Below are 22835 nucleotides of genomic sequence, written 5' to 3' on the forward strand. Positions count from 1 at the left end.
CCCATGGAAAAGATTTTATTTTTCGCATCTCTGATCGTCATCTCTACCATCGTGGCAGGCTTTATCTATCTCGAGCGGGGCGTATCCGCCGACCGCGCAAAGCTGAAAAGCGCGATGCGGACCAATCTCGCCGTATTTATCCCCACCGTCGTGGCGGCCTATGTGCTCCTCGTCCCCGGCGTCGTAGAAGCAGCGACCGCCCCCGCCGAAGTGAACGGCCTGGGCCTTTTGGCGGCGGCGCTCTCTACGGGCCTTGCCACCATCGGCACGGGCTATGCCGTCGGCGTCGTCGGCAGCGCCGCATTGGGCGCGGTGAGCGAAGACGATTCCATCTTGGGTAAGACGCTGATCTTCGTCGGCCTGGCGGAAGGGATCGCCATCTACGGTCTGATTATCTCCATTATGATTCTGGGGAAACTGTAATGCGCTCCAGGGTCATATCCAGAGACAACGAAATGCTCGTGGCCCTCAGAATGAGCGGTTTTAAAGGGGTATATTGTTCCGATGCACAGGAACTGAATGCCGCCTTTGACGCGGCGCTTCTCGACAAGGAGATCGGCATGATCATCTTAAACGAGAAGGACTTCCGCGAATTGGAAGAAAAAGTGCTCGCGGTAAAAGAAAAAAAACGCAGTCCCTTTATCTGCACCCTGCCCGGCAGGCGGGGCTACAGCGAAAAGGATTTTATCCTGAAATATGTTCGCGAAGCCATCGGGATTAAACTGGAGTAGACAGGTGATACAATGCTGCAAATCGAAAATAAATTAGAGCTCTTTGAAAACGTCGTATACAAGCGGCGCATGCTTGATTTGGACAAGCGAAAAGAAGTTTGGGAGGAGGAACGCAAAGACCTCCTCAAGAAAAAGTCGGAAGTGCTCGGAGCGGAAAAGACGCGCATCGTCAAGCGACGGGAAGATTTGGCGCGGATTCAAGGCAACGAACAGATCGCCAAGGCGCGGGAAGACGAGCGCGTGCTTCGGCTCAAAAAGCTGAACCAGCTCGAGGAAGACTTCGTCGAGGCGATTCGGGCGCGCGTCGGGGAATACACCCACACCCCCGCCTACGGCGAAGATTTGATGAAAGACATCGACGCCTCCTTGGCCGAACTCACCCCGGGCGAGTTTCGCATCGGCCTCGTACAGGCGGATACCGATCGCTATCTCGACGAAATCCTCGCCCGGGCCGAGGAAAAGGGATTTACCCTAAAGCCCTTTGTCCTCGAGGACTACCGCATCGGCGGGCACACCATCAGCGACATCGAGCGCACCTACAGCTTTAACTCCGACCTCTATACCAAGATCGAAGAAAAGCGCTACGAAATCGGAAAACTTCTCTATCGCCTGTTCCGGGAGGAGTTGGATTATGTCTAAAGCAGGAAAAATTGCAAAGATCAACGGCCCCGTCGTCATCGGCCGCCCCATGGGCGACTTTACCATGCGGGAGATGGTGCAGGTCGGGGACAAGAAGTTGATCGGCGAGGTGATCGCCATCCGCGGCGACGAGGGCACCGTACAGGTTTACGAAGAGACCGAGGGCCTAAAGCGCGACGAAGACATCGTCTCGACCGACGGCCCCCTATCCGTGCGTCTGGGCCCGGGGCTGATCGGCAATATGTTCGACGGCATCGAGCGGCCCTTAAACCGCATTAAGGATCTCTACGGCGACTTTATCCCCGAGGGGATCGGGCTCATGAATCTCGATCTGGAAAAGAAATGGCCCTTCGTCCCCGCCGTTTCGGTGGGAGATGTCGTAGAGGGCGGCGCGATTTTCGGCACCGTAAAGGAAAGCGAGATCATCGACCATAGGGTCCTCGTGCCCCCCAAGACGCGCGGCAAGGTTGTTTGGATCGCCGAAGCGGGGGACTACAATATCGTGGAGCCGGTGATGAAGATCGCCACCGAGCGGGGCAAAGAAGAGATCGCCATGAGCCACGAATGGCCCGTGCGGATCCCCCGTCCCGTCGAAAAATATGCCGATGCCAATCAGCTTTTGGTGACCGGCCAGCGGGTACTCGACGTGTTCTTTCCCATCGCCAAAGGGGGAACCGTCGCCATCCCCGGCGGCTTCGGTACCGGTAAGACCATGACCCAGCACTCCATCGCCAAGTACTGCGATGCGGACATTATCGTCTATATCGGCTGCGGCGAGCGGGGGAACGAAATGACCGAGGTACTCGAGGACTTCCCCGAGCTGATCGACCCCAATACGGGCAAGCCCCTGATGGAGCGGACCATTTTGATCGCCAATACATCCAATATGCCGGTCGCCGCCCGCGAGGCGTCGATCTACACCGGCATCACCATCGCCGAGTACTTCCGCGACCAGGGCTACCACGTCGCCATGATGGCGGATTCCACCTCCCGCTGGGCCGAAGCCCTGCGCGAGATCTCGGGCCGTCTGGAAGAAATGCCCGCCGAAGAAGGCTACCCCGCGTACTTGCCCTCGCGCATCGCCTCGTTCTATGAGCGCAGCGGATACGCCAAGACCCTAAACGGCGCCGAGGGATCGGTAACCACCATCGGCGCGGTCTCCCCGGCGGGGGGCGACTTCTCGGAGCCGGTGACCGAAAACACCCGCCGCTTCGTCAACACCTTCCTCGCCTTGGACAAGGACCTGGCGTATTCGCGCCACTATCCCGCCATCCACTGGCTCAACAGCTACTCGGGCTATGTGCAGGCGCTTTCGAACTACTACGACAATCGCCTCGACGGGGACCTGCCCACCCTTCGCAAGAAGTTTTTGGGGATCCTCCACGAGGAAGCGCGGCTCCAGGAGATCGTCATGCTCGTCGGCGAGGACGTGCTGCCGGACAAGGAGCGGTTTTTGCTCCAGATTTCGAGAATCATCAAGGACGGCTTTTTGCAACAAAACGCCTTCCACCCCACCGACGCCTATGTGCCCTTGGAAAAGCAGTTCGAGATGCTCCGCATTATCGACACGCTCTACGAAGAGGGCAATCAGGTGTTGGATCTGGGCGTTTCGATCGAAGAGGTCAAAAACGAGGCGCTCTTTTCCAAGGTGGTCAATATGAAGTACAATATCGACAACGACGACTTAAACGCCTTTACCCGCCTGAGCAACGAGATTCAGGACTATTACCGGGAGCTGCGGATCGAATACGGCGTATCGGAAGAGCAGATGGGAGAGTGATAGCATGAAAAAAGAATATTTATCCCTCGATACGGTCGAGGGCTCTCTGATCCAACTGTCCGGACTCCATCACGTCAGCTACGGAGAGATCGTCTCTATCACCAATGCGGCCACCAAGGAAGAACTGGTGGGCCGGGTCATCGGCATCGACGAAGACGCGGCGACGGTACAGGTATTCGGCGAGTCCATGGGCGTCTCTACCGAAAACCTGCGGGTGGTCTTTGAGGGCAAGCCCTTCGAAATCCCCCTTTCGCCTGACATTTTGGGACGCACCTTTAACGGCATCGGCCGGGCCATCGACAAGGGCGGGCCGGTCTATGCCGACCGCTTCTACAATGTCAACGGCAGCCCCATGAACCCCGTAGCGCGGGAATACCCCCGTAACTACGTACAGACCGGGATCCGCGCCATCGACTCGGTTATGACCCTGATCCGGGGGCAAAAGCTTCCGATCTTTTCGGGTTCGGGCCTTCCCCACAACGAGCTGGCGGCGCAGATCGTCAAGCAGGCGAATATCGTCGGCGAAGACGCGGAGTTTTCCGTCGTATTCTGCGGCATGGGCTTAAAGCGCGAGGTGGCGGCATACTTCATCGACAGCTTTATGGAAGCCGGGGTTATGGATAAAGTCGTCATCTATATGAATTACGCCGACGACCCCATTATGGAGCGGATCATTGCCCCCAAATGCGCCCTGACCGCGGCGGAATACCTGGCCTTCGAACAGCACCGCCACGTGCTCGTCATCATGACCGATATGACCAGCTACGGCGAAAGCCTGCGGGAAGTCTCGTCCCAGCGGCAGGAAGTGCCCTCGAGAAAGGGCTATCCGGGCTATTTGTACTCGGATCTGGCGGCGATTTACGAGCGCGCGGGCATGATCAAGGGCGTCGACGGCTCCGTCACCCTGATCCCCATCCTCACCATGCCCTCCGACGACATTACCCACCCCATCCCCGACTTGACGGGATACATCACCGAGGGGCAGATCGTACTGAGCCGGGAACTCAACGGGCAGGGGATCTACCCGCCGGTGGACATTCTCAACTCCCTCTCGCGGCTTATGAAAGACGGGATCGGCGAGAAGTACACCCGCAAAGACCACGCCGACGTATCGGCACAGCTCTTCGCTTCATACTCCCGCTGTATCGAAATCCGCGCCCTGGCGCAGATCATCGGCGAGGAAGAGCTCTCCGAAAACGACCAAAAGATTATGGAATTCGGCCGCCGCTTCGAAAACGAATTTATCGGCCAGGATTATAACGAATCCTCGACCATCGAAGAGACTCTCGATGCGGCGTGGGAACTCCTCCGCATCCTGCCGAGAGAGAGCCTGGTGCGGATCGATCCCAAGATCTTGAACGAGTATCTGTAGGAGCATCGTATGGCAAACAAAGTGACGGCGACCAAAGCCAATTTAATGAAAATCAAAAGCGCCCTCTCTTTTGCCAAAAAGGGGTACGGCCTTTTGGACAAAAAGCGCGCCGTGCTGATGCGCGAAATGATGCGCTTAAACGACCGCGCGGCGACGATTCAACAGGAAATCGAAGAAAAATTCGCCCATTCCTACGAATCCCTGACCATGGCCTCGGTGACCATGGGCTGGGAAGCGGTGGTCGATATGTCCAAATCCATGCCCAAGGAAGAGCCCTACAAGATCGGCTACCGCTCCGTGATGGGGGTAGAGATCCCCGAAATCCACTACAAGGAATTTCAACCCACCTCCACCTTCAGCATCTTCGAGAGCAGCTTCGCCTTCGACCAGGCCTATATCGAAATGCACGAGATGCGGGCGCGCATCTACGAGCTGGCGGAATTGGAGACCGACCTCTACCGATTGGCAAAAGAAATCAAAAAAACCGTAAAGCGGGCCAACGCCCTGGAAAAAATCCAGATCCCCAAATACGAACAGGCGAAGAAAGAAATCGAAGAAATCCTCGCCGAAAAGGAACGGGAAGATTTTTTCCGGCTGAAACGGGTAAAAAGCAATGTATCCGAATAGACCTCTATAGAGGTCTATTTTTTATAAGGAGGGTTTATGGAACTCAGACGAATTTACGACGAAAACTTCGAATACCGCGGCTATCTAAAAGACAGAGCGGTGCCCTTAGAGGCCGACGAATACGTGCTGGTAGCGGGCGTGATCCTCTTTTCCGAGGGGAAATTCCTAGCCACCAAGCGGGCGGAAAACAAAGAATATCCCCACAAGTGGGAATTTACCGTAGGGAGCGTCGTCCGCGAAGAGAGCGCCCTCGAAGGGGCGCTTCGGGAACTCTCCGAAGAAGTCGGCGTCAAGGCGACGGGCGAAGAGCTGCTTTTTTTGGGCACCATGAAAGAAACGCAGAAATTCTCGAAAATCTTTCTCCTCGAAAAAAACGTCGAGAAGATCAAATTGCAAAAGAGCGAGGTCGAAGACTACAAGTGGATCGACAAAAGCGAGCTTGACGCCATGCTCGAGGCGAACGAATTTGCCGAACCCATGGCGGCAAGACTCCGCAAATACCTGCCCATGATCGAGGATTGCTTCGGCGCCTAGGCGCGGTTGTGCGTGCGGCGTGGCAAGAAAATAAAGACATAGCATAGAAAAGGCATCCCCCGGCGCGACCGGGGGATTTTTCATGCGCAAAAAGACAAAAACAAAGAAAATAAATTACAATACAAAATTTCATTTTACATTGTAGTTTTCTGTGATAAAATAGTGAACGTAAAGAACAAATCAGAAGAACGAAAAGACGAGGTGAACATGGAACTCCTACTGACAATCAACGGGTATTTATACTATCCCATTTTAATTATCGTATTGTTCGGCGCGGGCCTGTACTTTTCCGTCCGCACCGGTCTCGTACAACTCTCTATGCTCGGCGAATCCCTTCGGGTCGTCCGGGAAAAACCCCATGGCGAGGGAGAAATTTCTTCCTTCCAGGCGCTGATGGTCTCGACCGCATCGCGGGTCGGCACCGGCAATATCGTGGGCGTCGCCCAGGCGATCTGCCTCGGCGGCTACGGCGCGGTATTCTGGATGTGGATTATCGCCATCATCGGGAGCGCCTCGGCCTTTGTCGAATCGACCCTGGCGCAGATCTACAAGCGCCGCGGCGAAGACGGCACCAGCTACGGCGGCCCCAGCTACTATATCGAAATCGCGCTGGGTTCGAGAAAGCTCGGCGTGCTCTTTGCGGTATTTTTGATCCTCACCTACGCGGTGGGCTTCAATATGCTCGCTTCCTTCAATATGCAGGATTCCTTTAAGGTCTACGACTTTTACGTGCCCGGCAAGACCTCCTGGTACATCGGCGGCGTCCTCGCCCTGGTGGCGGGTTACTGCGTGCTGGGCGGCGGCAAGCGAATCATCAAGGCGACCTCGACCTTGGTTCCCATTATGGGACTGCTGTTTGTCGCCATGAGCGTCTTTATGATCCTCGTCAATCTCGACTATATGCCCACCGTATTCCAAAACATCTTCGCCGACGCCTTTAACTTCGACGCCATCTTCGGCGGTCTCGCCGGCTCGGCTCTGGTCTACGGCATTAAGCGGGGTCTGTACTCCAACGAAGCGGGTATGGGTTCTGCGCCCAACGCCGCCGCATCGGCGGATGTGTCCCACCCGGTCAAACAGGGCCTCGTGCAGATGTTCTCGGTATTTTTGGACACCTTGGTCATCTGCTCCGCCACGGCCTTTATGGCGATGGCATCGGGCGTGGCAGCCACCGAAGAACTCGCCGGCGCGCCCTATGTGCAGGCGGCCCTCTCTACCGTCCTCGGCGGCTACGGCAATGTGTTTATCACCCTGTCCCTGGTACTCTTTGCCTTCACCACCCTTTTGGGCAATCTCTACTATGTAGACAGCTGCCTCAACTACCTGAACGGCAAAATGCCCTCCAAGACCTTTATGTTGATCTATCGCATCGTCGCCGTCCTCCTGATCTTTATCGGATCCAGCATCGAAATGAAACTCGCGTGGAACATCGCGGACTTTTTGATGGCGATGATGGTGCTCGTCAACATCCCCACCATCCTCGTTTTGGGGGATCAGGCCTTCGACGCCTTAAGAGACTACAAAGACCAACGCAAACGAAATGTAGAACCGGTCTTTGTGGGCAAAAACATCGGCCTCGACGAAAGCAAATTGGACTACTGGAAATAAAGAATACGCCCCTGCCCGCCGCGGCAGGGGTTTTGTTTTTCAAAAGTGACGGTGCGTTTACAAAGACAAAGAAACGGCAGGCCTTTTTTGTTCGGCGGTCGCATTGCTTTTATTGTGGTATGATGTGCGCAGAAACACAGTGCGATACGAGGAGGAGAAGAAGATGAATTTCGTCGTAAACAGCCGATACTTTCAGGACAAGAACGCGTACAAAAAGGGATTAAAGATCTTGTTGCTCGTATACGCCTTGCCGATACTGCTATTCATCCTGCCCTTTGTGGCATTTCCCGTCAGCTTGGGACTGACCCTTTTGCTCCGTACCAACTTGCCGTCGGAGGCCGTATTGGCGGTGCTGATGAACAACGACTACCTGCATTGTATTCAGATATTTTTCTGCATCAACACGGGACTGTTCAGCCTGCTGTTTCTCGGCGTGGCGGGCATCGGAATCTATGGGCATATAAAGCGCGCCATTCCCTTTGCGGGCTATGTGATAGGTACGGCCCTTGCTTCCGCCGTGCTGGTCGCGGGCGTCGCGACATGGGTGTATCTTTCGACGCCGAAAGAAGAGCGTTCCGCCCTTCCGATTTCGTCCCCGTCTTCTACCGTGATGATTTCTCAAACGCCATGGGAATAGATACAAAAAAACCCCCGCGCCGTATGGTGCGGGGGTTTTCGTATGGATTGCTCTGCGATTAACGGCCTGAGCGCTCGTCTTTCGCGCGCAGTTCGTCTTTCTCCATTCTCTCTTTGTGGCACTCGTTCAGTTCGCGGATCACCGCAAACATCAGGTAGAGCAAGGTGCATATCGTCACCACGCCGACGACGACACAGATAAAGAGAATAATCACAAGGAGTAATGACGGATATTGTTCGAGCATGGGGCCTCCCTTCGCCGATCGACGTAATCGGCCGAATCAGAATCGTTTTCGATAGGATTTCTGCCCTCATTATATATATATATAATAGTGGGTTACAAAACGGCGAAAGGAAGGCAAAGTTTTGGAAAGCGGCCACAGAGCCATACAAAAACGACCTCGCATAGGATGGTGCGAGGTCGTTTTGTTATTGTTCTCTGCGATTGGCGAGGCGGGTTTTGAGGTCGCTTTCCAGGATTTCCAGTTCCCGGGCGGCCTTTTCCCGGTTCTCGTGCCCTTCGATCTGGATCTTGCGCACTTCATCTAAGGCGGCTATGAGCTGTTCGTTGGTATGGCGGATGGTATCGACGTCGATAATGCCGCGTTCGCTTTCTCTCGCCACATTCACCGTGCTGGTGCGCAGGGTCTCGGCGTTTTTGCGGAGCAGCTGGTTGGTGAGGTCGGAGACCTTTTTCTGCGCCTCCGCCGCCTGTTTCGAGTGGTGCACGCCCAGGGCGAGGACCATTTGGTTCTTCCAGATGGGAATGGTGTTGACGATGGTAGACTGAATCTTTTCCGCCATCACGGTGTTCGACGCCTGTACCATGCGGATCTGCGGCGCCATTTGCAAACTCACCATGCGGGTGAGCTCCAGGTCGTGGAGCTTCTTTTCGAAGCGGTTCGCCATATTCTGCATATCGTTGATCTTTTGCGCCTGAATGCCGCCCTCTTCCCCTTCGGATGCCGCCATTAAGGCGGGCAGGTCTTTGGTGCGCACCTGCTCGAGCTTTTTCTGGCCGGCGAGGATATACATCGAGAGTTCCTTAAAATAGGTCTCGTTGAGGTCGTACATCTGGTCCAAGAGCGAAATGTCTTTCATCAGGGTGATTTGGTGGTTTTCGAGCATACGGGCGATGTCGTCTACGTTTTTTTCCGCCTTGTCGTAGTTCGCCTTTAGGGCGGTGACTTTGTTGGCGGAGCGCATAAAGAAGCCCTTGATGCCCTTTTCGTCGGCGTCCTCAAAGCTCTTGAGCTCGGTGACCACGTCGGCGAGGAGTTTGCCCACTTCGCCCAGATCCTTGGTGCGTACGGAATTTAGGGTCTTTTCCGAGAAGTTCGAGATCTTCTTTTGGGCGCCCACGCCGTACTGCAGGATCACCGAGGAGTTGGTGAGGTCGATGGTCTTTGCAAATTCCTCGACCTGCTGCATTTCCGCCGGGGAGAGATTGACCTTGGGTTCTTTCTTCGGCGCTTCGGGCGCGAGTACGGGTTCGTCGACGGGCACATCGGCGCCGTCTAAGGTCAGTTTGATTTCGTCGTTCATTCTGTTTCATTCCTCCTGATCTCGTCTTTTTCCAAGAGTCCGTCTTGGCGGAGTACCGTTTCCATCACATTCATCTCGGCCTGCATCTCCAACAGATCGTCGGAATACAGGCTGTCGAGCAGCTTTTTATAGGCGCCGATGACCGTATCCAAGGAGCGTAGGATGTCCTGCATGGCGCGGCGAATGGCGTCGGTGGCGACGGCGGACGATTCGAACTGGATATAGCGCTCCACCAGCTTGATGGTGGTGGGGGTGTAGTAGTCGGCGAATTTGTTTAGGTCCTCGATCCGATCGGGATTGCCGGAAATGGCGTGCTCGATGGATTCCAAGAGCGGCAAAAGGGAACGGATGCGGCTTTTGATCTCTTCGGTCTTCGCCCGTTTCAGTTGATCCGCAAGCGCCTCTTTGTAACCGCGGATGGCGACGGCGCGGTCGTCCTGTTCCCGCGTCTCTTCTTCGAGGGAGCGGGGGCTTTCGTGCACGGTGACCGACCGCTTGCGGTAGTTGTCCTTATAGGCCTCGTAGGCGCTCTGGTCGAGGAGCAGGAGCTCGCCGTCTTCGACGATGCGCGCCTGGGGCAGATAGTCTCTGCGAATCATCTCCGACAGGCGGTCGAGGACGTAGCGCTTGGGCCGGTTTAAGGCGGTGCAGATGTCCTCGGTGCTCAAAACGAGATTGTCTGCGATCTCTCTGCGAATGCGAAAGAAGTCCCGGGAAAACTCCATCTGCCGGTGGCTGTATACGGTAACCAGGGCGCCCACGGCGGCGGCCGCCGCAAATAGCAGCGACATGATCAAATGGCTGAATACCGCGCCGCCGATGCCGCTGAACAAAAAGAGAAACAGCATCAGCACGGCCCCCGCGGAACCCAGTGCCGCCACATTTCGCAGCCAAAACCAGGTATTGGGTGCGGTGGTCTTTTGGTGCACAAAGGCGGGGTTGCGGTTGACGGAGAGGCGCTCCGGCTCTTGGGAGAACCCCCGGCGCACGCCCCGCATCAAGGCGCCGGCGCCGACCTTGGTGTACTGTATGGCGCTTTCCACGCTTTTTTCGATGGCATTGGCGACCTCGCGAAAGTCTTCGTCGTCGATGGCGCGGTCGATATAGTCCTCAATGGCGTTTTTCTTCTTCAATCTCCACGTCTCCTTTGCGTAGGCAATCGATTCGGCCTCTGTACCTATAGTATACCAATATTTTTCGATCGGGTCGTTATTTTGTCGTATCCAATAGCCCGTCTTGACGCAGTACCGTTTCCATGACATTCATCTCGGCCTGCATCTCCAGCAGATCGTCGGAATATAAGCTGTCGAGCAGCTTTTTATAGGCGCCGATGACCGTATCCAAGGAGCGCAGGATGTCCTGCATGGCGCGGCGAATGGTGTCGGTGGCGACGGTCGAGGATTCGAACTGCAAGTAGCGTTCCACCAACTTGATGGTGGTGGGGGTGTAGTAGTCGGCGAATTTGTTGAGGTCTTCGATCCGATCGGGATTGCCGGAGATGGCGTGCTCGATGGATTCCAAGAGCGGCAAAAGGGAACGGATGCGGCTTTTGATCTCTTCGGTCTTCGCCCGTTTCAGTTGATCCGCAAGCGTCTCTTTGTATTCTGCGATGGCGACGCTCCGGTCGTCTTGATTTTCTTCGAGGGAGCGGGGGCTTTCGTGTACCGTAACGGATTTTTCGCGGTAGTTGTTCTTATAGGCCTCGTAGGCGCTGCGGTCGAGAAGCAGGAACTCGCCGTCTTCGACGATGCGCGCCTGGGGCAGATAGTCTTTTCGGATCATTTTCGAAAGCTGGGAGAGTACGTAGTTTTTGGGCCGGTTTAAGGCGGTGCAGATGTCCTCGGTGCTTAAAACGAGGCTATCTGCGATTTCTCTGCGAATGCGGAAAAAGTCCCGGGCGAGTTCCATGCGCTTGTGGGTATAGACCACGCCGGCGACGCTTGCGGCGGTGGTGATGAGAGAAAGGACGGCGTCGCCGAGATAATGCAGCATGCCGTAAAGAATGGCATCGCCCAGATTCGATACGGTGGCAAAGGCGAACGCCGCCGCCGTCAGTATGAAGCCGTTTCGCAGCCAAAACCAGGTGTTCGGCGCGGCCGTCTTTTGGTGCACAAAGGCGGGATTGCGGTTGACGGGAAGGCGCTCCGGCTCGTTCGAAAAGCCCTTTTTGACGCCCCGCATCACGGCGCCGGCGCCGATTTTCGAGTAGTGGATGGCGTTTTCGACGCTCTTTTCGATGATTTCCGCCATATCGTGGAAGTCGTCCTCTTCGATGGCGCGGTCGATATAGTTTTCTATGGCATTTTTCTTCTTCAATCTGCTCGTCTCCTTCGCGATGGGCTGAGAATTTGCCCGATTTCTCGATACTTCTATCATAGCACAAATGCGGCAAAAATCATTTGCGTGCCGCCTGTGGCGGCGGGGTTTTTGAAGAATCTTCACGGCGTCTTTGCCCGATCCTTTCTTTTCGAAAAGTCTTGCACATTCCGCCCCTTTGCCCCATAATGGAAGGGAATCAAAGTATCGCCGCGTGCGAAACGGGTAGTCCTTGCGACTACTTTTTTTATGAAATGAAAATTAGGAGGATGTATTGAAATTTAATGCGTTTGCCCTATCCCAAGAGGTCTTACGGGGCATCGAGGATATGGGTTTTGAGGAAGCCTCGCCGATTCAGGCACAGAGCATGGAACCCTTACTTGCGGGACTCGATGTCATCGCCCAGGCACAGACGGGAACGGGAAAGACGGCGGCATACGGTGTGCCCCTATTGGAGCGGGTCACCGGGGAGAAGGTCGTACAGGGACTGGTCCTCTGTCCCACCAGGGAGTTGTGCCTGCAGGTGGCCAACGAACTCGCCAAGCTCGGAAAATACAAGAAAGAAATTCACATTCTGCCGGTCTACGGCGGCACCGCCATCGATCGGCAGATCCGCGCCTTAAAAAAGGGCGTGCAGATCGTAGTGGGTACGCCGGGCCGGGTGATGGACCATATGCGCCGGCGCACCCTCGACTTCTCGGGGCTGAAGGTGGCGGTCTTGGACGAGGCCGACGAGATGTTCGACATGGGCTTTCGGGACGATATGCAGACGATCCTCGACGAGACGCCCGAGACGCGCCAAACCTGTTTCTTCTCCGCCACCATGGAGAAGGAAATTATGGATTTCTCCGCCCGCTTTCAGCGGGATCCCGAGATTATCCGCATTCGCCACAAGCAACTGACGGTAGAAAATATCGAGCAATACTATCTCGAGATGACCGGCGCCATGAAGCCCGAGATCTTAAGCCGCCTGGTGGACATCTACGATCCCAAACTCACCATCGTCTTCTGTAACACCAAAAAACGGGTGGACGAGCTGGTGACCGAGATGGCATCGCGGGGATACTCCGTCGACGGCCTGCACGGCGATCTGAAACAGGGACAGCGCGATGCGGTCATGCGCCGCTTCCGCCAGTCCAGCATCGATATGCTCGTCGCCACCGACGTGGCGGCGCGGGGGATCGACGTGGGCGATGTGGATATGGTCGTCAACTACGACCTGCCCCAGGACGAGGAGTACTACGTACACCGGATCGGAAGAACCGCCCGCGCCGGCAGAAAGGGCCTGTCCTTTTCGTTCGTCGTCGGCCGCGACATCTATAAGATGGAAGACATCGTCCGCTACACCAAGGCGGATCTGCGCTATATGGCGCTTCCCACCATGGAAGAGATGGACACTCGCTCTCGCGAAAATCTGCAGGGCCGCATCGCCGCCGCCTTGGAAGAAGACGGGGACATCGCTCTCTATAAGCCGATGGTCGACGCGCTTCTCGCCATGGAATACGGCGCGGTGGAAATCTGCGCCGCCCTCATGAAGCTCCTCGACGACGCGGGGCAGGGCAAAAAGCACGACGCGCTGGAACAGGTGGACTACGGCAAGAAGTTCCGCGCCCGGGGCCTGCGCAAGGACAAGAAAGGCAAAAAGGACAAGAAGAAGGCGAAGCAAAACGGCGCTTACGCCAATATCTATCTGGACAAGGGAAGAAAGCAGGGGATCAATCCCAAGGTGATTCTCGCGATCTTCAAAAACGACACGACGATCCCCAAGGACGTCGTGGGCAATATCCTGATCCGCGACCGCCACACGGTGGTGGAGCTGCCGAAGGAAGTCGCCAAGGACGCCATTCGCCAGTTGGCGAGCGTCAAGGTGCGCGGCAAAAAAATACACGCGCGGTTCTACCGCGACTAAAAGACGCCCTCGTTTTGCGGGGGCGTTTTGCGATCTGTGATACAATAAAAAGAAGGAAAGGAGGGGATGTCGGTGCATATTGAACCCCTGCAAGAAGCGCATGTGCGGGACTTTTTGAACTGGCGGGATCACCGCGATCCCCTCTATGCGATGTATAATTTTATCGAGACCGAAGAGACCGTGGGCGAGTGGTATCGCTGGAAGACCAAGGGCGCACGGGACGACTATTTCGCCATCCTCGAAGACGGCCGGGCGGTGGGGTATATGGGCTTAAAGCACATCTCCGCCATCACCCGCACCGCCGAGGTGGGCATTATTATCGATCCCGCCTACAGCGGGCGGGGCATCGGCCATGCGGCCCTTACGTGGCTGTTGGCGTACGGCTTCGAGGACTTGGCGCTGATGCGGATTCACCTCGAGGTGCTTCCGTGGAACCGGCGCGCCCTCGCGCTCTATCGCCGGCTCGGATTCCGAAAGACGCGAGAGGTGCCCCGCCAGGTAGAGATGCCCGGGGTGGACGCATCCCACGCGGCGATCGTTCCCTTTGCTGACCGCATCCGCTTTCACAGGGACTACGCCGTGGTATGGGTGGATCATATGGTTTTGTCGAAGGATAGGTGGCGTCGTGCAATTTAGGGTAGACAATCTGCAGTTGGATTTGGGGGATACCCCCGTCGAAAATATTTTTTTGAACGACTATATGCCCCAGGCGGACGGGGACTTCGTCAAGGTCTATCTGGTCGGCTACCAGATGGCGCTGAACGGCGGGGAGGGCGACAACCGGAGCATCGCCGATCGCCTGTCGATCCTCGAATCCGACGTCGAAAAGGCGTGGGACTACTGGGAGAGCGAGGGCATCGTCGAGAAAATCTACGAGGGCGAGAGCTACGGCATTCGCTTTCTGCGGCTCAAGGAACTCTACACCCGCGAAATCTACACCCCGGATCGGAGCGACTCCGCCCTGGTGCGCCGCATCGAGGACGAGGAAGTGGCGCATCTGTTGACCCGCGCCGAGTACTATATGCGCCGCGAGATCTCGCCGCAGCAGAAGATCGACATCGCCGATTGGCGCACGGTCTACAATATGCCCGCCAAAATGATCCTCGAGGCGTTTCGCTACGGCACCGAGGAAAAAAACAAGCGTTCGGTGAAGTATATCGAGGGGATTGTGCGCAACTGGGCGGATGCCAATGTGCGTACCGAAGAGGCCCTCGCGGAAAACTTCCGCACCCACGACGAGCGCTACTTCCGCTACCGCCACCTGCTTACGGCGATGGGACTGGGCGATAAGCCCTTTATCCGCGACGAAATGGAGGCGATCGAGCGGTATCTCGCGCATATGGACTTTGCGCTCCTCGAAGCGGCGGCGGCGCGCACCGGCGGCATCCAAAAACCCAACTGGCGCTATTTCGAAAGCATTCTCGCCGCCTGGAAGGCGAAGGGGATCCGGACCCTTGCCGATCTCGACAAGGACAAGAAGCCGGCGAAGCGGGCGCCGCTGAAAAAGGCCCCGCCCATCGCCGACTCCGCCACCGCAAAGTACAGCGCCGATGCCCTGGAGGATATGGCGCGGCGCAAGTGGCGGCAGTTTCAGGAACAAAAGAGGGAGAAATAGATGGCATCGATCTTCGATCACATTCGCAAAGAATACGAGGACATTCAGAGAAAAAACGAAAAGATCCTCGCCGATCGCAAAGAAGAGGCGCACTTTATGGTCCCCGGCCTCGCCGAGGTGGAGGCGGATATACGGAACTTGGGCTATGAAGCGGTAAAAGAGAGCCTGAAGTCGAAGGACGTCGCCTCCGCCGAGACGGCGGTGCGCGAGCTCGAAGCGCTCGAGGGCTACCGGCGATCGCTGCTCCTTTCGGCGGGGCTGCCCGCGGACTATCTCGATCCCGTCTACGACTGTCCCCATTGCAAGGACAAGGGGTATTTGGAAGACGGCAGCCGCTGCATCTGTATGCGCAGAAAGATCACCGGCTACCTGCACCGCGGCAGCAATATCGAGCGGCAGATCGAAAAGCACAACTTCGGCAATTTTCGTCTGGACATTTTCTCGGACCTTCCCTATGGCGACGAGGTCCTCTCGCCCCGGGAAAATATGCGGCATATCCTCGCCACGGCGGAAAAATTTGTCGAGGACTTCGCCGAAGCCGACGACACCAATCTCCTCTTTTACGGCCCCACCGGACAGGGCAAGACCTTTCTTTCCCACGCGGTGGCGGCGGAGCTGATGGCGAGAAACTACGCCGTGGTCTACGAAACCGCTTTCGGTCTGGTGCGCATCTTCGAAGAAAAGGTCTTCAACAAAGAAAAGACCCCCGAGGCGGAAATGGCCTACGAGAGCATTTTTGCCGCCGACCTTCTCATCGTCGACGATCTGGGCACGGAGCTTTCCAATTCCTTTACTAACTCCCAGCTCTTCAATATCATCAACACCCGCCTGATCGACGGCAAAAAGACCATCATCAGCACCAATCTCACCCCGCGGGAGATCTCCTCGGTCTACGGCGACCGCATATTTTCGCGGATCTTTCACAAGTTCGTGCCTGTCGCTTTTTACGGGCCGGATCTGCGCTGGGAAAGCGACGGCGCCTAAGGAAAAATTCCATACTATATACTTGTCGAGAAACGCTGTTTCTCGCCTTGGCGTGCTTGAGAAATCGTTTTTTTTGTTCTATAATGAAGACACAAAGAAAGAGAGGAGATTTTCATGAAACTATCCAATCGTATTCAATCCATGCCGTATAGTGCGATCCGTAAACTCACGCCTTACGCACAAAAGGCAAAAGAAGAAGGCAAAAAGGTATACCACTTAAACATCGGCGCACCCGACGTGGAAACCCCGAAGGAATTCTTCGAAGCGATTAAAAACATCGACATGGACGTATTGAGCTACGCCCCCTCCGCCGGTCTTCAAGAACTGCGCGAAGGCATGGCACAATACTATCAAAAACGCAACATCCCCATGGAAGCCGACGACATCGTCGTAACCGTAGGCGGATCCGAGGCGCTTTTGTTCACCTTGTTGGCCATCACCGACGTAGGCGATGAAATCCTCACCTGCGAACCCTACTACACCAACTACTACTCCTACTTTATCGAAACCTCTACCACCGTCAGCACCTTCCCAACCACGGTAGAAAATGACTTCCACCTGCCCTCCAGAGAAGTCATCGAATCCAAGATCAACGATAAGACCAAGGCGATCCTCTTGGCAAACCCCGGTAACCCCACCGGTGCCGTCTACACCCAAGAAGAAATCGAAATGATCGCAGACATCGCCATCGACAACGATCTCTACATTATCGCCGAAGAACTCTACCGCGAATTTATCTTCGACGGCAGAGAATTCTCCAGCTTCGGTACCATCGAACGCATCCAAGACCGTCTGATCCTGCAAGATTCCATCTCCAAACGCTTCAGCGGTTGCGGTGCCCGTATCGGTAACCTCGCCAGCAAGAACAAAGACTTTATCGCCGCGGCTCTGAAGCTCGCGACCGGCCGTTTGGCAGCGCCCACCGTCGATATGATCGGTGCCGCCGCACTCTATCAAATGGACGACGAGTACTTCGAAAACATCAAGACCGTTTACCAAGAACGTCGCGATGTCATCGTCGAAGAGCTCAACAAGATCGAAGGCGTGAAGTGCAATATGGCGGGCGGCGCATTCTATACCATCGCCGATCTTCCCGTAGACGACGCCGACGACTTCTGCCGTTGGTTGCTCGAAGAATTCGACGTGGACGGCGAAACCCTGATGATGGCGCCTGCTTCCGGATTCTACGAACACAGTGAAAATTTCCAAAGTCAAGTACGTCTCGCATTCGTACTCAATGTGGATGCCATTCGCAAGGCAATGCACATTCTCGACGAAGGCCTCAAGGCATACAAGGCAAGATAAGAATACGCGCAATCAAAAATCGGTTCCGAAATCACTCGGAACCGATTTTTTATTTGCCGAAAATGCCGTGTTTTTTGACGGCGACATCCGGCAGAAAGAGAAAACAGGCCAAATGGATCCCCGCGACGATCAGAGCCCGGGGATAGGCGGCATGGATGCGTGCGGGGAGGGCGCGAATCAGTGCGCCATCGGGGAGGGCGAGGTCGGTCGTCGCCCATACGAGGCCGAAGGCGATCGAGAGAAGGAGCGCGGCGAAGAGGCGCGGCGCCCCCTGCTGAAAGAGCGCCGAAAAGCTGTCCCGAAAGGCGATCCACTGCAACAAAAAGTGGAGCGCAAACAACAGGGTGATCAGCCCCTCCAGGGGACCTGTGGCGGAGATCTCCGTCACCGCGACGGCGGCGTAGGGGTAAAGAAGGGCGATCATAAAGAGGGCGATGCCTTTAAGTACGGGCGTGCTTTCGCGGATCCACTCCGTCGAAAAATAGGCGATAAGAAGCACCGCAAGGCCTACGACGTAGGTTTTGGGTACTAGGCCCTTATACCACAGGCCCCACCACAGGGCGAGGGATAAGGCGAAAAAGAGGAGATCGCGATTGTTTCGTTTCATCGCGGCACCTCGACGGTCTCGACATAGCGCCCGCGCTTTCCGTACTGTTTGAGGATCGGCACCCGGCGGGGCCCGCGTCGATCGGCGATCCCCAAGGCACCGTCGAAGCGCTCCAGATGCCTAAGTTCCTTCGCCACCGCTTCGGGGGCGTCGGATCCCGCCGATTCCGCCGCGTCGAGAAACAGATTGTACGCGTCGTAGCCGATGGCGGCGTAACTGGTGGGGGATTCGCCGTATTTTTTCTCGTAGGCCTTGTGAAAGGTCTCCGAAGCGGCGTTAAAGGTGTCGTAGCGGGCGTAGTGGGCGGTAAAATACGCCCCTTCCGCCGCGTCCTTCGCGATCTCGTAAAAGGACGGGTTCTCCCAGCGGTCCGCGCCCATCACGGCGACATCGGGCATCTCTTTTTTGAGGGCCGAAAGCAGATAGGCGCTGGTGGCGGCATCCCCCGGGCAGTAGATGCCGTCGATGGGGAGCTTTTTGAGGCGGTCGATCTCGTTTCGAAAGCGGGTCTCCCCGGAGTGGTAGTAGACTTTATAGATATTCACATCTGTCGGCACCATATGTTCAAAGGTATAGGCGAGGTGCGCGCCGTAGCGCATTTCGGCGTCGATCACCAGCGCGATGTCCCGTAGGCCCAAATCTTCCACGGCGTACTGCGCCATGGCCTTCGCCTGCTCCACGTCGTCGACGCTGATTTGGGTGATCCAGTAGTTTTTCGCCAAGTCCGGCGAAGTGGAGCCGGTGAGGGCGGGGACTTCCGCCGCGGCGATGGCGGGCTTTGCCTGGTTCATGCTGTCGGTGCCGAAGGTGCCGATCAAGCCGTTTGCGCCCTTGTCGGTGAGGATGGCGACGGCATTGGCGGATTCGAAGGTCTGGCTTTTGGTATTGTAGACCGAAAGCACCACCTTTTTGCCGAGGGCGCGGGGCCGCCGTTCGTTGGCGAGGGTGACTCCGCGCAGCGTCTCCCTGCCCGATTCGCCGTAGATGCCGTTTAAGGGCTCGAATACGCCGACGACGATTTCGTCTTTCGGGACCTCTTTCGCGGGACTACAAGCGGTCGTCAAGCAGAGGAGGAGAATCATCGGCCAAATCACGGCGCACCTCCGAAGTATTCCGTCGCCGCCTCCAAGGATTCCTCCGCGATCAACAGCAAGATCTCGTCGCCGCCCTCTAAGGTGGTGTCCCGATTGGGGGTAAAAATGCGCCCTTCCCGCTGTACCGATGCGATCATGCCGTGATGGGGAATGTGCATGCGATGTAGGGGGATGCCGATATACGGCGCATCTCCCGGCACGAGGAAGTACTGCATGGAATAGGCGGGCTCGCCGGCGCGACTGTCTTCGGCAAACATATTGTCGTAGAGGGATTCGTAGATCGGTTCGCTCTTAAGGATCTGCGCGATCAGATAGGCGACCATCGCCGCGGTGGTTACCGAGATCATCTGTAGCATGGTGCCGCTCATCTCCGAAACCAAGAGGATCGAAAGGAGCGGCGCCTGAATCACCGACGAGAGGATCGCCGCCATGCCGAGGTACAAAAAGTTGGCGTAGTAGATGTCGTCGATGGGTAACACGAAGTGGCCGAAGGCGCCGAGGAGCGCGCCCAGGGTCAAGACGGGAAGAAAGATCCCTCCCTGGGCGCCGCTGCCGTAGCCGGTCCACACCAAAAGCAGGCGGATACAAAAGAAGAGCACGAGAAGGCGCGGTGCCATGGGCGCATCCGCCAGGGATTCGATTAGCCCGTGGCCGCCCCCCAGCAAGAGGGGATTGTAGAGGCCGAAGAGAAAGACGAGCGCCATGGCGAGAAAGATCACCCCATAGCGGGGGATCGAAAGCGCCTTGATGCGCGCCGAAGTGGCCAAGAGTCCCTTGTTAAAGACGACGCCGAATACGCCGCCCAGTACGCCGATGGCTACGGGCGCCCAGATAAAGTCCACCGGGAGCATCCGTTCCATGGGAAAGGAGAAGGCGGGTTCCATCCCCAAGAGGCGAAAGCTCACGAAATTCGCCACCACCGACGAGACGATACAGGGCACGACAAAGTAGTGGGAGAGGCTCTTGTGCATCTCTTCTAAGGCGAAGAGTGCCCCGGCGAGGGGGGCATTAAACGCCGCCGCGAGCCCCGCCGACGCCCCGGCGGTGACGAGATAGCGGCTTTCCATATGCGAGACGCCCGCTTTGTCGGCGAGAAGCCCCGCGAGGGTGCCGCCCAGTTGGATCGAAGGGCCCTCCCGCCCCAGGGTAAGCCCCGACAGGGCGGCCATAGAGCCGCCGAAGAATTTCGAGATGAGGGTGGGGACCGGCGCGATCTCCGCCCGGCCCAGCAGCTGCCCGCGAATCTGCGGAATCCCGCTGCCGCCGCTGTACGGCGCCCACGACAAGAGGCGGTGCATCAGAAACGCGAGGACGAAAAAGGCGAGCAGCATCCCCGCGCCCTTTGCCGCCGTCATATCCGAAAAGAGAAAGTTGCGGATCCCGTCGATCTGCCCCAGCGTATAGCGGTAGAAGACGGCGATCAGTCCCGAAAACAGGCCCACCAAAGACCCGCCGATCAAGAGGCGAATCCGGAGCCTGCCGTTTTTATAATTTTCCGTTTGATGGGTTTCCATAGCGCTCCTTTCCGAAGTTTACGACAACAAGTGGAGTACGATCGGCAAGAGGATCGTCGTGATAATCCCCGTCACGCCGATGGCGATCGACGAGACCGCTCCTTCCGTCTCGCCCATTTCCAGCGCACGCTTGGTGCCCACCGCGTGGGAGGCGGTGCCCAGCGCCACGCCCCGGGCGATGGGGTGGCGAATGCCGAAGAGCGAATAGAGATTCGACGCAGCCATATAGCCCGTGTTTCCGGCGACGATCACCAGCGCGATGGTGAGCGCGCTGTCTTCGCCCAGGGTGCGAATCAGCTCCTGGGCAATGCCCGTGGTGGTGTTTTTGGGCAGAATGCTTAAAATCGCGCTCGCATCGAGCCCCACCAAGGTGCCCAGCACAAAGCCCGACACCAAGGCGACCACCGCCCCGACGAAAATGCCGCCCAAAATCGGCACCGCATTGGCGAGGAGCACGTGGCGCTGTTTATACACCGGCATCCCCAAGGCGAGGGTCATGGGCCCTACCAAAAAGGTAATCATATCCCCGCCCTTTTGGTAGGACGCGACGTCGATCCCCGTCAGGGTCAAAAACCCGATTAAGAGGAGCAAAGAGACGAAGAGATTGGTGATATACGGGCGCTTTAGGCGCTCGACGATCCGCTCCGCCGACAGAAAGGCTGCCACGGTAAGCAGCACCCCGAACAGCGGCGTATCGATCAGTACGGCGAGGATATCAGACACGGCGCGCCTCCTTTCTGCGGGCCAAAAATTGGGTGGTGAGGCCGGTGGAGATAATGACGAGAATCGTCGAGACCACCGTAACGAAGAGAATCTTTAAGACCGTGCCCCGAATCGAGGGGTAGACGAGGATCAGATTGACCGCCCCCGGGGCAAAAAACAGATTCATATGCAGCAAGAGCGATTCGCAGATCGCATCGACGATCTCCTCGGGAATCACACCGGCCACCAATCCGGCGAGAAAAATTCCCATCCCATAAATGGATCCGGGAATCGCCACCGGAATCAAAAGCGTCAGGATATTTCCGAAAAGCAGACAGAGCAATAGAATCAAAAAACCGTAGGTATTGCGCATAGAACCTCCAATACAATATATTTTCAATCCGCCCTTTACAAAGGGGAGCAAAGGGGGTATTATAGAAACAGATGATTTAGTATGATAAAGCGATAATGAATAAAAGCAATCGAGAAAGGACAAAACCATGAACAAGAAACTGATCGCCCTATTGACGCTCTGCCTCCTGCTCTTGGCGGGCTGTGGCAAAGAGAACGCGGCCGCAGCCGATGAAAAAGCCGGCGCGGATGCCGTCCTGGATACCGAAAAGACCTATGTAGTCGGCCTGGACGACACCTTCGCGCCCATGGGATTTCGAGACGAATCCGGCGAGCTGATCGGCTTCGACGTCGAGCTCGCGCGCGATGCGGCGAAGCGCATGGGCATCGAGCTGGACTTTCAGCCCGTCGATTGGACCATGAAGGAACAGGAACTCGAATCCGGCAATATCGACTTTATATGGAACGGATACTCCATTACGCCGGAGCGCGAGGAAATGGTGGCATTCTCCGAGCCCTATATGGACAATCGTCAAATAATCGTAACCCAAAACGATTCGCCGGTCAATTCCAAGGCGGATCTCGCGGGTAAGCGCATCGCCGTGCAGGGCGAGTCCTCGGCGCTCAAGGCGGTCATGGAAGATGCGGCCTTTGTCGATACATTGGCGGAAGTGCCGGTGGAATACGCCACCAATGTGGAATGCTTTAAAGACGTGGAGGCGGGTCGTTCGGACGCGCTGGTGGTCGACGAGGTACTCGCGCGTTATTATATGAAGGAAAACGGCGAGGAAAACTACAAAGTGCTCGACGAAAACTTCGGCGAAGAGCGCTACGCCGTGGGCATGCGCAAAGACGATGTGGCCCTGAAATCCGCGCTGGATCAGGCGATGAAGGAACAAAAGGAAGACGGAACCTACGACAAGATCTACGCGACCTATTTCGCAAAATAGGCGTAGATCGGTAAGA

Annotated in this window: 24 protein-coding genes; 15 read left to right on the forward strand and 9 right to left on the reverse strand. The window is 56.4% G+C overall.

The genetic code is table 11. From position 1 onward, the window contains the following. The first annotated feature begins 3 nt into the window (after positions 1-3). The 9 genes from QO008_RS04885 to QO008_RS04925 all read left to right on the forward strand — a co-directional run bounded on the left by QO008_RS04885 (position 4) and on the right by QO008_RS04925 (position 7928). Positions 4-423, forward strand: a complete 420-nt coding sequence (locus tag QO008_RS04885) for an ATP synthase subunit C (protein WP_126464584.1) — start codon at positions 4-6, stop codon at positions 421-423. Beyond that, positions 423-731 (forward strand): V-type ATP synthase subunit F, encoded by a 309-nt coding sequence (locus QO008_RS04890; RefSeq protein WP_126464585.1) that lies wholly within the window; start codon positions 423-425, stop codon positions 729-731. Before QO008_RS04885 ends, QO008_RS04890 begins: the two co-directional genes overlap by 1 nt. Positions 732-743: 12 nt before the next feature. Then, a complete protein-coding gene (locus QO008_RS04895; protein ID WP_307384839.1) occupies positions 744-1370 on the forward strand; it encodes a hypothetical protein in 627 nt (208 codons plus the stop codon). Beyond that, the gene (locus tag QO008_RS04900) at positions 1363-3150 is read left to right on the forward strand and encodes a V-type ATP synthase subunit A (protein WP_307384841.1); all 1788 of its coding nucleotides are present in this window, start codon (positions 1363-1365) and stop codon (positions 3148-3150) included. Before QO008_RS04895 ends, QO008_RS04900 begins: the two co-directional genes overlap by 8 nt. A 4-nt stretch (positions 3151-3154) precedes the next feature. After that, entirely contained in the window at positions 3155-4522 is a 1368-nt protein-coding gene (locus QO008_RS04905; protein WP_307384842.1) for a V-type ATP synthase subunit B, read from the forward strand. Between the two features lie 9 nt (positions 4523-4531). Further along, positions 4532-5149 carry a V-type ATP synthase subunit D gene (locus QO008_RS04910; protein ID WP_307384843.1) on the forward strand — a complete coding sequence of 206 codons (618 nt, stop codon included), beginning with the start codon at positions 4532-4534 and terminating at the stop codon, positions 5147-5149. Between the two features lie 36 nt (positions 5150-5185). Beyond that, positions 5186-5683, forward strand: a complete 498-nt coding sequence (locus QO008_RS04915) for an NUDIX domain-containing protein (protein WP_307384844.1) — start codon at positions 5186-5188, stop codon at positions 5681-5683. A gap of 207 nt (positions 5684-5890) precedes the next feature. Further along, entirely contained in the window at positions 5891-7291 is a 1401-nt protein-coding gene (locus tag QO008_RS04920) for an alanine/glycine:cation symporter family protein (RefSeq protein WP_126464591.1), read from the forward strand. Positions 7292-7454: 163 nt separating this feature from the next. Continuing rightward, a complete protein-coding gene (locus tag QO008_RS04925; protein WP_307384847.1) occupies positions 7455-7928 on the forward strand; it encodes a hypothetical protein in 474 nt (157 codons plus the stop codon). A 58-nt stretch (positions 7929-7986) separates the two neighbouring features. Here QO008_RS04925 and QO008_RS04930 read toward each other — a convergent pair whose 3' ends face one another. The 4 genes from QO008_RS04930 to QO008_RS04945 all read right to left on the reverse strand — a co-directional run bounded on the left by QO008_RS04930 (position 7987) and on the right by QO008_RS04945 (position 11788). Then, positions 7987-8172 carry a hypothetical protein gene (locus QO008_RS04930; RefSeq protein WP_307384849.1) on the reverse strand — a complete coding sequence of 62 codons (186 nt, stop codon included), beginning with the start codon at positions 8170-8172 and terminating at the stop codon, positions 7987-7989. Between the two features lie 184 nt (positions 8173-8356). Beyond that, on the reverse strand, positions 8357-9472 hold the full coding sequence (locus QO008_RS04935; RefSeq protein ID WP_307384851.1) for a toxic anion resistance protein: 1116 nt from the start codon (positions 9470-9472) through the stop codon (positions 8357-8359). Beyond that, complete coding sequence (locus tag QO008_RS04940) at positions 9469-10605, reverse strand: 5-bromo-4-chloroindolyl phosphate hydrolysis family protein (protein WP_307384854.1); 1137 nt, start codon at positions 10603-10605, stop codon at positions 9469-9471. The genes QO008_RS04935 and QO008_RS04940 overlap by 4 nt, the downstream gene beginning before the upstream one ends. A gap of 76 nt (positions 10606-10681) precedes the next feature. Further along, a complete protein-coding gene (locus QO008_RS04945) occupies positions 10682-11788 on the reverse strand; it encodes a 5-bromo-4-chloroindolyl phosphate hydrolysis family protein (protein WP_307384856.1) in 1107 nt (368 codons plus the stop codon). A 274-nt stretch (positions 11789-12062) separates the two neighbouring features. On the opposite strand from QO008_RS04945, the gene QO008_RS04950 reads away from it, so the two are divergent. From QO008_RS04950 to QO008_RS04970, 5 genes are all read left to right on the forward strand, one after another. After that, entirely contained in the window at positions 12063-13697 is a 1635-nt protein-coding gene (locus QO008_RS04950; protein WP_232006480.1) for a DEAD/DEAH box helicase, read from the forward strand. A 72-nt stretch (positions 13698-13769) separates the two neighbouring features. Next, the gene (locus QO008_RS04955; protein WP_307384859.1) at positions 13770-14333 is read left to right on the forward strand and encodes a GNAT family N-acetyltransferase; all 564 of its coding nucleotides are present in this window, start codon (positions 13770-13772) and stop codon (positions 14331-14333) included. Further along, positions 14323-15312, forward strand: coding sequence for a DnaD domain-containing protein (locus tag QO008_RS04960; RefSeq protein WP_126464598.1), 990 nt, complete (start codon positions 14323-14325; stop codon positions 15310-15312). Before QO008_RS04955 ends, QO008_RS04960 begins: the two co-directional genes overlap by 11 nt. Beyond that, on the forward strand, positions 15313-16296 hold the full coding sequence (locus QO008_RS04965; protein ID WP_126464599.1) for an ATP-binding protein: 984 nt from the start codon (positions 15313-15315) through the stop codon (positions 16294-16296). It begins immediately after the preceding gene. Between the two features lie 114 nt (positions 16297-16410). Continuing rightward, a complete protein-coding gene (locus QO008_RS04970) occupies positions 16411-17601 on the forward strand; it encodes a pyridoxal phosphate-dependent aminotransferase (protein ID WP_126464600.1) in 1191 nt (396 codons plus the stop codon). A 49-nt stretch (positions 17602-17650) separates the two neighbouring features. Here the strand turns inward: QO008_RS04970 and QO008_RS04975 are convergent, their stop codons facing one another. From QO008_RS04975 to QO008_RS04995, 5 genes are read right to left on the reverse strand one after another with little or no spacing between them, the layout of a single operon-like run. Beyond that, entirely contained in the window at positions 17651-18208 is a 558-nt protein-coding gene (locus QO008_RS04975) for a hypothetical protein (RefSeq protein ID WP_307384862.1), read from the reverse strand. Beyond that, positions 18205-19302, reverse strand: coding sequence for an ABC transporter substrate-binding protein (locus QO008_RS04980; RefSeq protein ID WP_307384864.1), 1098 nt, complete (start codon positions 19300-19302; stop codon positions 18205-18207). Before QO008_RS04980 ends, QO008_RS04975 begins: the two co-directional genes overlap by 4 nt. Then, the gene (locus tag QO008_RS04985) at positions 19299-20816 is read right to left on the reverse strand and encodes a ClC family H(+)/Cl(-) exchange transporter (protein WP_126464603.1); all 1518 of its coding nucleotides are present in this window, start codon (positions 20814-20816) and stop codon (positions 19299-19301) included. The genes QO008_RS04980 and QO008_RS04985 overlap by 4 nt, the downstream gene beginning before the upstream one ends. 18 nt (positions 20817-20834) lie before the next feature. Next, positions 20835-21539, reverse strand: a complete 705-nt coding sequence (locus tag QO008_RS04990; RefSeq protein WP_126464604.1) for an LrgB family protein — start codon at positions 21537-21539, stop codon at positions 20835-20837. Then, positions 21532-21891, reverse strand: coding sequence for a CidA/LrgA family protein (locus tag QO008_RS04995; protein WP_164715157.1), 360 nt, complete (start codon positions 21889-21891; stop codon positions 21532-21534). The genes QO008_RS04990 and QO008_RS04995 overlap by 8 nt, the downstream gene beginning before the upstream one ends. Before the next feature lie 127 nt (positions 21892-22018). On the opposite strand from QO008_RS04995, the gene QO008_RS05000 reads away from it, so the two are divergent. Beyond that, positions 22019-22819, forward strand: a complete 801-nt coding sequence (locus QO008_RS05000; protein ID WP_307384869.1) for an amino acid ABC transporter substrate-binding protein — start codon at positions 22019-22021, stop codon at positions 22817-22819. Positions 22820-22835 lie beyond the last annotated feature (16 nt).

The organism is Aedoeadaptatus ivorii (assembly GCF_030815095.1).
GTDB lineage: Bacteria > Bacillota > Clostridia > Tissierellales > Peptoniphilaceae > Aedoeadaptatus > Aedoeadaptatus ivorii.